10 protein-coding genes are annotated in these 14,487 nt (G+C 39.2%); 7 read left to right on the top strand and 3 right to left on the bottom strand.

The window, feature by feature from the left end; all coding sequences use genetic code 11:
• Window positions 1-8: 8 nt before the first annotated feature.
• The 3 genes from PBAT_RS06635 (at window position 9) to PBAT_RS06625 (ending at window position 3,053) form a co-directional block, all read left to right on the top strand.
• Complete coding sequence (locus tag PBAT_RS06635) at window positions 9-566, top strand: hypothetical protein (RefSeq protein WP_188016989.1); 558 nt, start codon at window positions 9-11, stop codon at window positions 564-566.
• 337 nt (window positions 567-903) lie between these two features.
• Complete coding sequence (locus PBAT_RS06630) at window positions 904-2,637, top strand: ABC transporter ATP-binding protein (RefSeq protein ID WP_068647779.1); 1,734 nt, start codon at window positions 904-906, stop codon at window positions 2,635-2,637.
• A 74-nt stretch (window positions 2,638-2,711) separates the two neighbouring features.
• Window positions 2,712-3,053: a zinc ribbon domain-containing protein YjdM gene (locus PBAT_RS06625; RefSeq protein WP_068647778.1), complete on the top strand. Its 342-nt coding sequence runs from the start codon at window positions 2,712-2,714 to the stop codon at window positions 3,051-3,053.
• A 39-nt stretch (window positions 3,054-3,092) separates the two neighbouring features.
• Here PBAT_RS06625 and PBAT_RS06620 read toward each other — a convergent pair whose 3' ends face one another.
• Window positions 3,093-4,913 carry a putative bifunctional diguanylate cyclase/phosphodiesterase gene (locus PBAT_RS06620; protein WP_068647776.1) on the bottom strand — a complete coding sequence of 607 codons (1,821 nt, stop codon included), beginning with the start codon at window positions 4,911-4,913 and terminating at the stop codon, window positions 3,093-3,095.
• 509 nt (window positions 4,914-5,422) lie between these two features.
• Here PBAT_RS06620 and PBAT_RS06615 point away from each other — a divergent pair.
• On the top strand, window positions 5,423-6,427 hold the full coding sequence (locus PBAT_RS06615; RefSeq protein ID WP_068647774.1) for a phosphotransferase enzyme family protein: 1,005 nt from the start codon (window positions 5,423-5,425) through the stop codon (window positions 6,425-6,427).
• A gap of 55 nt (window positions 6,428-6,482) precedes the next feature.
• On the opposite strand, the gene PBAT_RS06610 is transcribed toward PBAT_RS06615, so the two are convergent.
• Together PBAT_RS06610 and PBAT_RS06605 are read right to left on the bottom strand one after the other, a co-directional pair.
• On the bottom strand, window positions 6,483-8,150 hold the full coding sequence (locus PBAT_RS06610; RefSeq protein ID WP_068647772.1) for a histidine kinase N-terminal 7TM domain-containing diguanylate cyclase: 1,668 nt from the start codon (window positions 8,148-8,150) through the stop codon (window positions 6,483-6,485).
• 42 nt (window positions 8,151-8,192) lie between these two features.
• Window positions 8,193-9,983, bottom strand: a complete 1,791-nt coding sequence (locus PBAT_RS06605) for a putative bifunctional diguanylate cyclase/phosphodiesterase (protein WP_068647770.1) — start codon at window positions 9,981-9,983, stop codon at window positions 8,193-8,195.
• Window positions 9,984-10,264: 281 nt separating this feature from the next.
• Between PBAT_RS06605 and PBAT_RS06600 the strand changes: the two genes are divergently transcribed.
• From PBAT_RS06600 to dhaK, 3 genes are all read left to right on the top strand, one after another.
• A complete protein-coding gene (locus PBAT_RS06600; protein WP_246168328.1) occupies window positions 10,265-11,155 on the top strand; it encodes a TolB family protein in 891 nt (296 codons plus the stop codon).
• Between the two features lie 191 nt (window positions 11,156-11,346).
• Window positions 11,347-12,474 (top strand): glycerol dehydrogenase, encoded by a 1,128-nt coding sequence (locus tag PBAT_RS06595; RefSeq protein WP_068647768.1) that lies wholly within the window; start codon window positions 11,347-11,349, stop codon window positions 12,472-12,474.
• A gap of 10 nt (window positions 12,475-12,484) precedes the next feature.
• On the top strand, window positions 12,485-14,245 hold the full coding sequence (gene dhaK / locus PBAT_RS06590; RefSeq protein ID WP_068647766.1) for a dihydroxyacetone kinase subunit DhaK: 1,761 nt from the start codon (window positions 12,485-12,487) through the stop codon (window positions 14,243-14,245).
• The last annotated feature ends 242 nt before the right edge of the window (window positions 14,246-14,487 follow it).

Raw genomic sequence — 14,487 nt, 5'->3', positions numbered from 1 at the left:
ACAGCATAATGGCTAAATCGATAGTAGAGAAATTGAGTTTACAGAAATATGTTCAAGTTGCGGTATTGGATCAACCTGAAGGGACAAATTATTTGTCGGAACTGACAGGGTATGATATTACGCTCAAGGAGCATTCATATGATCTCATATTTGCCTTTGTGTTAGATATGTATTCATTAAAGGAACTAGTTGATCGAGTGATTGAACATGAGCACCTCAATAAAGATGGTTATCTCTTTGTGGCATATCCTAAGAAGGGAAATAAAGTCTACTCTACATTCATCCATCGAGATGACCTGTTTGCAGGAATAGGCAGTGATTCGGAGGGGTATATCGGGACAAGCGATATTAAATTCACTCGAATGGTAGGACTCGATGATGTCTTTACCGTTGTTGGGTTAAAAGAAGATGCGAGGAGCAAAGGTAAGGTTTCTTCGCAATCCAGCCAACGTGTAGATGATTATATTACTTTGATACCAAATATAGAAAAGGATTTAGAGGACACGCCAGATCTACTAACGCTATACCATGCACTTACCCAGGGATATCGCAAAGATCAATCCTAGTCACAAGAACTGGTTAATATTGAATAATATTTATCTGAGATATATAATATGATCTATCTTATAAATGAGGTGAAATGGATGTCTTTCCGTATCGTTCGAAGTAACTAGTTATCGGGCTGGGTAATACGCGTGCCAGCTATCAAGGGGATCGTATGTCCTTTTGATTGGAGTGAGACTAGAACTTTGAATGGTGTCGGGCAGTCATTTTGTAGAGCCAGGGCACTAAGCTATTTAACGTAAATAACTAGGCATGTATGTAATTTTGGTTATTTATTGTTAAAATGCGAGGCAACCCTGGTTTTTTTATACTCATTTATGAGATAGGGGATTATATATCATGTTAACTAAGTGTCTTTTGCATCTGAAATGGTGGATATGTGCATATGTTTTTTTAGGATTCATAATTCAATTGTTAAGTAGTCTAGGTATTGTAATCTTCCAACAAATATTAGACATGGCCGTGGTAGTAAACAGTTTAGGTGAAATATCGAATTTGATCATGATCTATGGAATCGTGCTAGGCGGGATGGTTATCCTTAATTATGTCGATGAATACCCTAGCGTATATTTATCGAATAGCATCACAGAAAGATTAAAAATTATTGCATTATCCAAAATATCAAGAATCGATTATCAAGCGTATCAAGACATAGGCACCGGACAAATGATAAAAGTGATTGAGAATGGTGCATCAGCTGGAAATAGTATTATCTTTTCTTTTTTCCTGAGAACATTACATGAGTTAATACCTACCATTCTATTTAGCTTATTCTTTATTAGCTTCTATGACATAAGGATTATGCTAGTGATAGCGAGTGGATATGTAGTTATCTTTGTTGTAACCAATCTACTATTGAAATATTTGTATAGCATAAAGTCTACGATACTCAAGGAACAAGAGAATATGTCTAGATACTCCATACGTGGATTTATGGAATTGGTCGTGTTCAGAACAAATAAGCGTTATGACAAAGAGATCAATAAATTAAACGATACAGCGCGTCATATCATCCGCAAAAGTGTTCAACTAAAAATGATACATGAATCCTTCTTTGCTATCTTTGAAATATTTATCACGATCTTAAAAGTCATTTTATTGATTTATGGTATAAAAAGCATCATAGCAGGCGAGATATCGCTTGGGGTTGTGGTCGCATTATTTATGTTTATTGATAAAATTTATACGCCGATTGCTATTTTTAATATTTTATTTGTAGATTACAGACTGAATAGAATAACTTATAACAGATTTGAGGACTTTATTTATGCTCCTGAGGATAAGAACTTAGAATCTGGTGTAGCGATTACTGAGATTCAAGGTGATATTGAGTTTAGAGATGTATCCTTTGAATATGGGCTAGTTAAGATATTGAACAACCTGTCATTTTCAATCGAACGAGGAACTTCAGTTGCTGTTGTCGGATTAAGTGGGGGTGGAAAGTCCACTATTATTAAATTAATAATAGGATTGTTGAAGAAGAATGAAGGTCATATTGTATTGGATGGCATGGATATGGATGATATTGAGTTGAATAGTTATTATGATCACATCTCATATTTATCACAGGAAACGCCTATATTTGATACCTCTATTCGGGGGAACATTGTATTTGATCATATGATGTCAGACGAAGAGATATATACTATTTTGGACAAAGTTCATTTGAAAGAGAAAGTATTAGCTTTACCAGATCAATTAGACACGTTGGTCGGTGAGAAAGGTATGAAACTATCAGGAGGGGAAAGACAACGGTTAGCATTTGCTAGAGTCATATCACAGAAAAGAAATGTATTAATACTGGATGAACCTGTGTCGGCTCTTGATAATATGACGGAAAGAAGCATTATGGACACGATTCTAAAAGAATTTAAGGATCAAACCGTCATCATTATTGCGCACAGGTTGAACTTCATACAAGAAGTCGACAAGATCCTTGTGATAGAGAATGGTTCTGTTGTTGGTGAGGGTGAATTTGATTATTTAATAGATCACTGCGATTCATTTAAACAATTATGGAATAACAAAAGTTATGATGAATGTGTAACTCATAATAAGGGTTTGTCAATATGAGAAGAATATGACAGTATATAAGCATATAAGGAATGCCTTAATAAATTCACATAACGAATGGAGAACATACTATTATGTCTAGCTTACCTAATTGCCCACAATGTAATTCAGAATACACGTATGAAGATGGAAGTCTATTGATCTGTCCAGAATGCGCTCATGAGTGGACGTTAGAATCGGAGTCCGACAATACTGAAGATACTAAGGTTGTTAAAGATGCGAACGGCAATGTCTTGAACGATGGTGATTCGGTCACAATCATCAAAGATCTTAAAGTAAAAGGAAGTTCATCTGTCCTGAAAATAGGGACAAAAGTAAAAAGTATTCGTCTGGTTGATGGCGACCACGATATTGATTGCAAAATAGATGGTTTTGGAGCAATGAAATTAAAATCTGAATTTGTTAAAAAGATATAAATAGGGACGCACAATTTAAGAGGCGTTGAATCGCGGCACTCATGTACATGAGTGCCGTTTTCTTTGTTTGTTGTTATTACATATGTTGTCAACTGGGGTACCGATTCCGGTATGCTCCCATTCGAGTAGTAATTGTTCTACGTTCTGTGCTGATTGTGGTTTGCTATATATATAACCCTGAATTTTATCACAGCCTTGCTGCTGCAAGTACTCCAACTGTAAAGTTTGCTCCACGCCCTCTGCAACAACACACATGTTCATTCTTTTACCAATGATAATAATTTGCTCTATTAGCACGGCCTGATGTGTTCCAGTGTGAATGGAATCGATAAAGGACTTGTCTATCTTTAAAGTGGTGATGGGCAAGTGGGTCAGATAACTTAATGAAGAATAGCCAGTACCGAAGTCGTCTAGTGCAATTTTGACGTTGTGTTCTCTTAGTTCATTCAGCTTATAGAGCACATGATCATAAGATTCAACCAGAACAGTCTCCGTTAGTTCGAGTTCCAGATATTTAGGTGAAAGATCGCAAGCTTGTAGTGTATTGATAACCATCTCATTAAAGTCAGTTTGTAATATTTGTAGCATAGAAATATTGACGGACATACTGAGATCCGTTAACCCCTTCTCGTGGAGACTTTTCAGGAAAGCGCAGGCTGTGCGTAGAACCCATGCTCCCAAAGGAATAATAAGATGCGAATCCTCTGCTATCTTGATGAATTTATAAGGTGAGACAAATCCTAGCTCGGGGCTATTCCAACGTAAAAGTGCTTCTAAACCGGTTACTTTATTCAGTGAAAGATCCACCTGAGGTTGATAAAAAAGTTCAAACTCATTGTTCTCCATAGCTTTATATAAATGCTTCTCAATATTCATCCTCTCCATGAACGTATCATTCAATGGATGATCAAAAACAGCACTCCTACTCTTACCGGCTTCTTTTGCCGTATACATGGCAATGTCGGCGCGTTTTATTAACTCCATAATGTCGCTTCCGTGTTCAGGGTAAATGCTGATTCCGATACTGATGCTGATATGTAAAAGAATATTGTCTATCTCCACGGCTTCCTTAAACCCAGTTAGGATGTTGGCAGCAATGTCGTTTATCTCCTCTTTATTCTTCATAGGATGTAATAGTATGATGAATTCATCGCCGCCAAACCGAAAGACTTCCCCTTTCTTGTCTATAATGGAGAGAAGTCTCTCGCTTGCTTTAACAATTAGGCGGTCGCCGAACTCATGACCCATAGAATCGTTAATATATTTAAAGTTGTCGATGTCCAGAAACATCAGTGCGGCGATGACATTGGAGTCCGCAAAGGCAGTATTGGATTCATTCTCGTATAATGCCAACTTATTGGGCAAGCCAGTTAATACATCATGATAGGCTAAATGATGCATTTCTTCTTCGCTTTCATAAAGCATGTGTTGGTTTTCAAGTAGCAGAGCGTATTGCTGTCTGAGTTCATCCTCAGTAGCAATAATTGCCTGATATGCAGATGTGAGGCTTTCATTAGCAAATATCTTATCCTGCTGGGAGACTCCTAACTTGTTTTCAATCTTTCTGATACGTTTGAGTGTACGCAGAATTAGCATATAGATAAGTCCGGCGGTTATTACTACAAAGAACCAACCTTTGATTAAGTTCATCTGTTTGATCGTTTCTATATTTTGCGTGAACATGGAAACCAATCTATCGGTTAATAGAATCCATAAGGACCCTATAATACAATAAATCCCTGCAATTTTGAAAGAACTCCGCTGTGGACTAAGGATTCTTTTTATTGGGGCCGGTTCGAATTCCTCATTTAAGTGTGCTCCCGCATCTTTGGTTCTTTTGACTTTAATTCTTCGCCGCATATTGTGCCCCCCACTATCTAGCCTTTAGAAACCTTCAACAAACTTCTTCGAAATCCTTTATTATTGAACATATTTTGACAAATAATCAAAATATATTTACATAAATAGGTAATTGAGTAGGCCCGAATGAATCGCGAGTCGATCCATCGGGTCAATTGTCCATGCCTGCGTATAACACGTACTGCTATTTCTGATATGTTATTTATAAAACTGGGTATTTATTCTATAATCAATATGGTGTAATGTGGAAATAATATGAATGTGAAGGGAGTGATCGGCATGACACGCCGGACTATAACGACTACTGTTTCTCTTAAGGTGATTATGAACTGAATATTGTAGGCAGACAGAAGTAGTCTGCCATTATAAAGGGATTTGCTGATTATTTTTTCCTATTAAGGAGGGGTGTATTTGTTGTACACTCTTTCTCATAATCTAGGATTACGTAGACCGCAGGTATAGCCTTGCGGTCTTTTTGCGCGCACAAATAGATGAGGAGCTGGTTGCTTGTGTTGAAGTTGAAGTATCTATTCAGTAATGAGAGTTTGGCAGAAATGATGCTGAGCCATTGGGAATTTGATAAAGAATCGATTGAACTGTTTAAGTACTATAGAATATCTTCAAATGCGATTTATCCATTTGAATGTAGAGGGAACAACCAATTATTAAGGTTTGCTCCTACAATAGAGAAGTTTAAAGAAAACATGTTAGCAGAACTGGATTTTATCTCATACTTGCGGGCTCAAGGTTATGGAGTGCTAGAATCGGTGGTATCTCGAAATGGAGAAGAGCTTGTAAAAGCACACACGCCATGGGGTGAGTACTATGCATCTGTATTCAAGCGTGTCTCGGGTGTACAGATGAACAATACAGATTTCAGTGATGCTATTGTGTTCAGCCATGGACTGGCTTTAGGAAAGCTTCATCAACTATCTAGCGAATATACACCTACGGCTCATAAGAGATGGTCTTATAGTGATGTTTTACAATGGATTCAGGACATTCTTATCGATTTTCCAGAAGAGACGCAAGCTTTGGAGGAAGTGAAATTATTACAAGATTATTTCTCTTCCATCCCCATTACAAAAGGTAATTTCGGACTCATTCACTATGATTTTGAGTATGATAATGTTTTCTATGATGAGGTAACCGATTCTTGTAACGTAATTGATTTCGATGATGCGATGTATCACTGGTATGCAATGGATGTTGAACAGGCACTTGATAGTCTGCAAGATTATATTCCATCTGAGTATTTCGAACATAAGAAACAATGCTTTATGGACGGATATCTTACGGAGTATCACATCTCAGAAGAGTTCTCTTCTATCATGCCTGCCTGTAGGCGGTTTGCTAATCTATATGGGTACACTCGTATTCTAAAATCATCGGTAGAACAATGGGATCACGAGCCTGAATGGTTAATAAGTCTGAGAGGGAAATTGAATCATGCAATGATGAATAAATCTTCTGATTTTGGAATGAGAATTAAGATAGACACGGGGGAGTCATAAAGAGGATAGCGGTATATTTTTGAACATAAGGGCACCTTACTCAGGTGCCCTTGTTTTATTTTACAATACTAACAATGCGATTACGTCCTTCTTTTTTGGCTTGATATAAGGCTTTGTCCACCGATTGAAACATATCATTTAGATGAATTGTGGGATTATTCGTTTGTTTAATTGTGAAATTATTAAGGGATAGCAATCCGATACTTATCGTAATCGATAATGGATGAGGAATATTGTCGATGATCAATTGATTCATTTCAACGGTAGATTTCATCCGCTTAGCTAAGAGTTTTCCTTGTGCTTGACTTGTATTGGGCAAATAAACGATAAATTCCTCTCCTCCATATCGGGCGATAATGTCAGACTGACGTAGCGACTGTGTGATTACTTCCACAGTTTTACATATCACGATATCACCGATTAAATGACCGTAAGTATCATTGATGGATTTAAAAAAGTCGATGTCGATTAGGAATATCGTAAACGGTGTTTGATATTTCATGTTTTCCATGATCTCGTGCTCTAGCTGTTGCGTTAAGTAATGGCGATTATAACAACCGGTAAGGCTATCGGTTATGGCCATCTGTTTAAGTTTTCGGTTGGTTTGAAACAATTCATTTTGGATCCCAATGAGCTCTATGTTACGTTCTTGTAGGAACCCATTCTGAAGGGTTGTCTCATCAACGAGCCGATGAAGCTCAGTCATGTCTTGAATCGTAATAATTCGCCCAACCATGATTTGGCTAACGTTTATAGGTGCAGCATGAAGGTTGATATATCGATCGAAATCAGGATAGAACAATTCAATTTCTGCTTTTTCCAAAGGTTCTTCTCGATAAGTATGCAAGAATATATTTAAATGGCTAGAAACATGTTCCTTTGGGAGAAAGTCTTCGATATCGAAGTGATCTCCGATATGTAAGTTGAATTGGGGAAGTAGTGCCTGATTGATTTCTACAACGATTTCGTTATCATCGATTACTAGAATTCCCTGTCCGATAGTATCGATAATATCTTGATGAGCGATAGTTACAATATCAAATATTTTATCGCGGTGAATGGCAATTACAAAGAAGATAGCAGATAGTAAAATGCCTAGTGAAGTCAGTCCTGGAATGACTCCCGGTAGAGATTGAGCTAAGACAACATTGAACAATATATCTAATAATACAAATGCAGTCAGCATCGAAACACCTTGAAGCACATGGTATACTTGTTTTTTTATACGGGCCGTTTTCTTTGATGCTAGTGCTAAATATATAATATAAAGCGAAATAATAGCATAGGTAATCAGAATAGTAACAGTGAACCAAAATATTGGTCCATATGTTCTTTCGATATAACCGCCGTACATGGGGCGAACAAATAACTCGTTTGGATTGATAATGATACCAATGGCTATGAATATCACAGGTACAAATATAAGTGATGATATTTTTTTGCGTAAAAAATGCAACTGGCCTGTGAGAAAAATCGTGAATAGAAGCCATCCAATGGTTAATAGAGATAAATCTATAAATGCGAACTTCACGTAAAATAGTTGAATCCTGGGGTTATCCGTTGTTTTGATGGCGAACTGGCAGAAAGGCCATAACATCATGGCAAAATGAAAGATTAAATAGACTTTATGTAGGTTAGTGATTGTCACTGAAGCAAATACGTATACGAATAGTATAAATAAGGCGATAAACAACGTTAAGTCGATCCATACAGTAAAACCCAATTAGGTACACCTTCTTATCCAGATTAGTAAGTCATTGTATTTCTATCTAGTTGTCCTGAGGTCTTCTTCTATTGGTATACCGATTCCAGTATTCTCCCATTGGGTCAGTAGCTGTTCTGTGGCCAGTGCTGATTGTGGTCGGCTATATAGATAGCCCTGAATCCGATCACAGCCCTGCTCCTGCAAGTACGTCAATTGTACCGATTGCTCCACGCCCTCTGCAATGACACACATGTTCATTCTTTTGCCAATCATGATTATTTGCTCTACCAATGCTGCTTGATTTGTTCCCGTAGAGATGGAATCAATAAAGGACTTGTCTATCTTCAAAGTAGAGATTGGCAAATGGGTTAAGTAACTTAAAGAAGAATAACCCGTTCCGAAATCATCCAGTGCAATCTTGATATCCTGTTCTCGTAGTTCATTCAGCTTAACGATCACATGATCATAGGATTCAACGAGAACACTCTCCGTTATTTCGAGCTCTAGATATTGTGGCTCCAGGCCACAATCGTTCAGTGTATTCATAATCATTTCATTAAAGTCAGTTTGCAGTAGCTGTAACATCGAAATATTGACAGACATCATTAGATGTTCAAATCCCTGATCATGAAGACCCTTTAGATATGCACAGGCTGTGCGTACAACCCAGGCCCCTAAAGGAATAATGAGATGTGAGTCCTCGGCTACCTTAATGAATTTAAGTGGAGAGACAACGCCAAGTTCTGGGCTATTCCAGCGTAATAGTGCTTCTAGACCGATTACTTTGTTCTGTGTCAGATCCACCTGTGGCTGATAAAAGAGTTCAAATTCATTTTGTTCCATAGCCGTATATAACTGCTTCCCAATGTTCATTCTTTCCACGAAGATATCATTTAAGGGAAAATCAAATATAACGAATTTATCCTTACCAGCTTCTTTCGCCTTATACATAGCAATGTCTGCACGCTTAACCAACTCCATAATATTATTGCCATGCTCTGGGTAAATGCTTATTCCGATACTGATGCTGATATGTAGCATACTACTTTCCATCTCAACTGCTTTCTTGAATCCTGCAAGAATGCGGGCTGTAATCTCGTGTATATGTTCTTTGTTCTCCATGGGATGTAAAAGAATAATGAATTCATCGCCGCCAAACCGATAGATTTCACCGCTATGTTCCACAATGGAGATGAGCCTTTCGCTTGCCTTAACAATTAGACGGTCACCGAATTCGTGGCCCATCGTATCATTGATGTATTTGAAATTATCGATATCCACAAACATCAAGGCTGAAGCAGTATTTGAGTCTGAACGTATTGTAGCGTCACCATTCTCGAATAAGGCCAACTTGTTGGGTAAGCCAGTCAATACATCATGATAGGCTAGATGATGCATCTTCTCTTCACTTTCGGTAAGCTTGCGTTGATTCTCAACCAGTTGATCATATTGCTCTCTGAGTTCCTCCTCGGTAACTGTGATTTGCTCGTACATAGACTCGAGATTATCATGGGAGGAAACTCGTTCCTTATAAGCGATCTTCAGCTTCCGTTCGATCTTTTTGATACGCTTGAGCGTCCCTAGAATTAGACCGAAGATGAGTACAGCCGTCATAAAGACAAACAACCAACTTATGATCATCTTAATGAGCTTGATCAATTCAGTATTGTGCGTGAATATGGACACGACTCTATCCGTTAACAGTATCCACACACACCCTATGATAAAGTAGATTCCGGCTATTTTTGCGGAAGCCAACAGAGGGCTGAAGGTACGTTTATTTATAGGCTCAGGTTCATCTGAACGGCTTCCTCTAACAGAGGTCTTACTGTCTTTATTTCTTTGTAGCATATTGCGCCTCCCATTATGAGCCTGATCAACTCTCTTCCACTTTAGGGGTTTCAACATATTCCTTTAAAATCCTCTATTTTTAAGTCTTATTTTGAGAATATTATCGAAATATTTCGCAAAACGAAGATTTTATTGACATGGATGCCGTTTATCGCAGTTTGATGTAAGGTTTTGTGTTAATTTGGCATAAGGTAAAGGGTTAAGGCAAGTAGTATAGAAGATTTAAAATATAGCACGTCAAATAAACTTATCCTCGATAATTACAAGAAGGAGAACATACTGTGAATACTTTGAAGGAAATGAGCAAGATAGAAGATCGAAATGTCATTAGCTTCCTTGAAACTGTGGATGTGCAAACAGGTAAACGTATCGTTCTGGCTCAATTTGATTCCCTTATTGAGGCCCCAAATTGGACTATGGATGGGAGGAGACTTATTTACAACAGTCTGGGTCGCATCTATTCCTTCAATATGGAGACGAGTGAAGTCATTGTTATCGACTCCGACTATGTGAATCACTGTAATAATGACCATGTGTTGTCTCCCGATAATTCGCATATTGCGGTAAGCCATCACACGCAAGAGGACGGGCAGTCCCGGATATATATCTTTCCTATGGAAGGTGGTAATCCTAGACTAATTACACCTATGGCACCAAGTTATCTTCACGGTTGGTCACCTGACGGTAGGACACTATCCTATTGTGCCGAACGTAACGGTCAGTATGATATCTACACCATTGCGGTGGACGGTGGGGTGGAAGTTCAATTGACAGATTCCCCGGGATTAGATGATGGCCCAGAATACTCGCCTGACGGAAAATATATTTGGTTCAACTCTGTTAGAACAGGATTTATGCATGTGTGGCGAATGAACGCCGATGGGAGTGAACCTATGCAGATGACCATTGATGACAGTAATAACTGGTTCCCGCATGTGTCACCTGATGGTGAGTCGGTTGCGTATATTTCATACCAAACAGGGGATGTAGATCCAGAAGATCATCCACCTAACAAAAACGTTGAAATTCGAGTCATGTCTAGTTCAGGCGGTGAATTTCGTACACTCGTTCAACTGTTTGGTGGTCAGGGAACGCTTAATGTCAATTCGTGGTCGCCTGACGGTAGGAAGTTAGCATTTGTGAGTTACCAACTGAAGGAGAGGACTACATGAGTTATTCAGTTAAGAAGGTCTATACGAGAGGTTCGGCTCCCTATATAAGAATACAATTTTGAACGGAAGAATAGACTAATAAACGGATGGGTTGCATATCCTGATGCTCGAAATGGGTATATAGGTAGGGACAGATCCGTGATAACTACCCGCGCTACAAGATTCATAGGATGATATAGGAGGAATAGTTGATGAGAAAAGCATTTATTAGTCCAACGAAGTATGTTCAAGGAGAAGATGAACTCTTAAACTTAGGGTATTTCGTCAAGACATTCGGGGATTCGGCACTACTCATTGCTCATCCAGATGATGTGAATCGGGTAAGAGTTAAACTGGAGTCTACTATAAATACATTTAATATCTCACTGATCGAAAGTAACTTCCACGGGGAGTGCACACGCGAAGAAGTGAAAAGATTGCAAGCATTGGCTAAAGAACATGCCTGTTCTTGTACGATTGGATTAGGTGGAGGAAAGGCTATTGATACAGCGAAGTGCGTAGCAGAAGGTGTCGCATTAATTATTGTACCAACGATTGCAGCCACCGATGCACCAACAAGTCACTCTGCTGTTATCTATACACCGGATGGGCAGTTTGATGACTATGCGTATTTCAAACAAAGCCCTAGTGTGGTCATGATTGATACGACGATTATTGCTAATGCGCCTACAAGATTTCTTGTATCGGGTATGGGGGATGCACTCTCTACTTATTTCGAAGCTAGAGCAACCTCGAGATCTTATGCTAACGTAAATGCAGGATTACCATGTGGGGTTAATGAAGGAATATGTGGTGATGCTAAAGGCACCAATACGGCACTAGCACTTGCTAAGTTCTGTTACGAAACATTGTTGAAAGATGGTGTTCAGGCAAAGCTCGCTTGTGATTGTAATTTAGTCACGCCTGCACTAGAGAATATTATTGAAGCTAACATCCTCTTATCTGGACTTGGGTTTGAAAGTGGAGGTCTAGCCGCTGCGCATGCCATTCATAATGGCTTAACTTCATTAGAAGGGACGCATCATTATTATCATGGTGAAAAGGTAGCCTTCAGTACGATAGCACAATTGGTTCTGGAAAATGCAGATCAAGATGAATTGAACGATGTGTTAGCATTCTGTACCGCGGTGGGTCTACCCGTCTGCCTCGCAGACATAGGGGTAGATAGCTTTTCATATGAAGAGGTGTTAAGTGTAGCTCGCAAAGCCTGTCTTCCACAAGAATCAATTCATTCGATGCCATTTCCAATCACAGAAGAAGCGGTGGCAGCAGCGATTACGGTAGCCGATCAACTCGGTCGACAATATAAATTACGTTAGGATGAATCACATGAAAAAAATAATTAATAAGCCAGATACGCTAGTTAGAGAGATGTGTAATGGCTTAGTTCTAGCACATCCCAACTTAACGTTTAATAGTAAGTACAAGATCATTCAGAAGAAGGAAATGAACAAAGAAAAAGTAACATTGATCAGCGGTGGTGGGAGCGGGCATGAACCTGCACATGCTGGATTTATTGGAAAAGGGATGCTTGACGTAGCGGTCTGTGGTGATGTATTTGCTTCCCCTTCACAGATCCAAGTATACCAAGCGATTCGATCCACGGGTTCCAATAAAGGGACATTATTAATCATCAAGAATTATAGCGGTGATATCATGAATTTCAAGAATGCGGCTCACCTTGCAAGTGAAGATGGCATTGAAGTGGATTTCGTTAAAGTGGATGATGATATTGCGGTTGAAGATAGTCTTTATACCGTTGGAAAAAGAGGCGTTGCAGGTACGGTTCTGGTTCACAAGATAGCCGGTGCAGCTGCTGAACAAGGTAAGACGTTAAGAGAAGTGAAGGAAGTGGCTCAAAAAGCGATAGATCATACGAAAAGTATAGGATTCGCGTTCACCTCTTGTACGGTTCCTGCCAAGGGATCACCAACGTTTACCCTTGAAGACAATGAGATGGAGTACGGAGTAGGTATTCATGGGGAACCGGGGATTCGTAAAGAAGCGATAGCCTCCGCCGATGAATTGGCACAGAGAATGGTGAGCGCCTTATTGGAACATTTGAAGGTAGATCGTGAGGCTGAGCAGGAAGTTGCCGTATTGATTAATGGTTTTGGAGGCACGCCACTACAAGAATTATATGTATTGAATAACGCCGTAATCCGTGAATTATCTTCTAGAAATATGATGGTCTACAAAGTGTTTGTTGGAAATTACATGACAAGTATAGATATGGCCGGGGCGTCTGTCTCGATTATGAAGCTAGACGAACAATTAAAAGGGTTATTGGCTGAAGAATGTGATACGCCAGCTTTCGTTGTTCGTGGAGTTTTTGAGCAAGTGAATTACACTGAAGTTGTCTTGGATGAAGATGTGAAAACGTCTGTATCCTTTAGTTGTGAGACGAATGAAGATTTTGCAACGATTGTAGATGATAAATTCTCCTTGAATAATGTCATGTATCTCATCGATATAATGAGTGAAATCATTATTGAGAATGAAATTCCATTCTGTGAGTTAGATGCTCATGCGGGTGACGGAGACTTTGGTATGAGTGTAGCGAAGGGATTCAAGCAGTTGAAAACAGAATGGCATGACATGATCACGAACCATACGAAGGATATAGGAAGTTTCCTAGACGCCTGTTCTCTCATTATTATGGAGCACTGTGGAGGTGCATCGGGCCCAATCTGGGGATCCGCATTTCGAGCAGCCAGTAAGAATGTTGGGAATAAACAAGAGTTATCCATTGGCGAGGTAGCCCAGATGATGGGAGCTATCGTTAAAGGAATACAAGACACAGGAGAGAGAGCATTTGGCAGGGGCGCTGTTGTGGGAGACAAAACGTTGATTGATTCGCTTGCTCCTTATGCTGAGTCTTGGGCAAAGAGTGCCCTTGAGGGTGATGATATCAAGGTAGCATCAACGAAGGCAGCGAATGCTGCTGTAGAAGGTGCTAAGCAAACAGAGGCGATTGTGGCTCGAATGGGTAGGGCCGGCACCGCTGGTGAGAGAAGTATTGGTTATCCTGATGCAGGAGCGTATGCGTTGGGGGTTATTTTTACAGAGCTTTCAAAAGTATTAAAGTGAAATTTAGGCACCTAATAATGAATATTTCTAAATGAAGGGCAACCAAAAGGATGCCCTTTCTACATGTTAATGGCGAATTAAGAAATGTGCTAACGAGCAACCCACCACCTAAGGTAATCATTATAAGTAATCGATGTTTCAGTCGACATGCATTACATATAAAAGGTAATATTTAACTATAAGCGTACTGATATGTATGGTAAAGTGAGTTGTCGGCTACCCTTTCCACGCACAGAAATAGG

The organism is Paenibacillus antarcticus (genome assembly GCF_001637225.1).
In the GTDB taxonomy this organism is placed as follows: domain Bacteria; phylum Bacillota; class Bacilli; order Paenibacillales; family Paenibacillaceae; genus Paenibacillus_AQ; species Paenibacillus_AQ antarcticus.
The sequence above is the reverse complement of the archived record's forward strand: the minus strand, read 5'-3'. Positions and strand labels throughout refer to the sequence as shown.

Excerpts from the sequence above, each read along its gene's own strand:
- PBAT_RS06605 (WP_068647770.1), bottom strand. The coding sequence starts at position 9,983 with ATGCTACAAAGAAATAAAGACAGTAAGACCTCTGTTAGAGGAAGCCGT.
- PBAT_RS06625 (WP_068647778.1), top strand. The coding sequence starts at position 2,712 with ATGTCTAGCTTACCTAATTGCCCACAATGTAATTCAGAATACACGTAT.
- dhaK (WP_068647766.1), top strand. The coding sequence starts at position 12,485 with ATGAAAAAAATAATTAATAAGCCAGATACGCTAGTTAGAGAGATGTGT.
- PBAT_RS06595 (WP_068647768.1), top strand. The coding sequence starts at position 11,347 with ATGAGAAAAGCATTTATTAGTCCAACGAAGTATGTTCAAGGAGAAGAT.
- PBAT_RS06620 (WP_068647776.1), bottom strand. The coding sequence starts at position 4,913 with ATGCGGCGAAGAATTAAAGTCAAAAGAACCAAAGATGCGGGAGCACAC.
- PBAT_RS06630 (WP_068647779.1), top strand. The coding sequence starts at position 904 with ATGTTAACTAAGTGTCTTTTGCATCTGAAATGGTGGATATGTGCATAT.
- PBAT_RS06635 (WP_188016989.1), top strand. The coding sequence starts at position 9 with ATGGCTAAATCGATAGTAGAGAAATTGAGTTTACAGAAATATGTTCAA.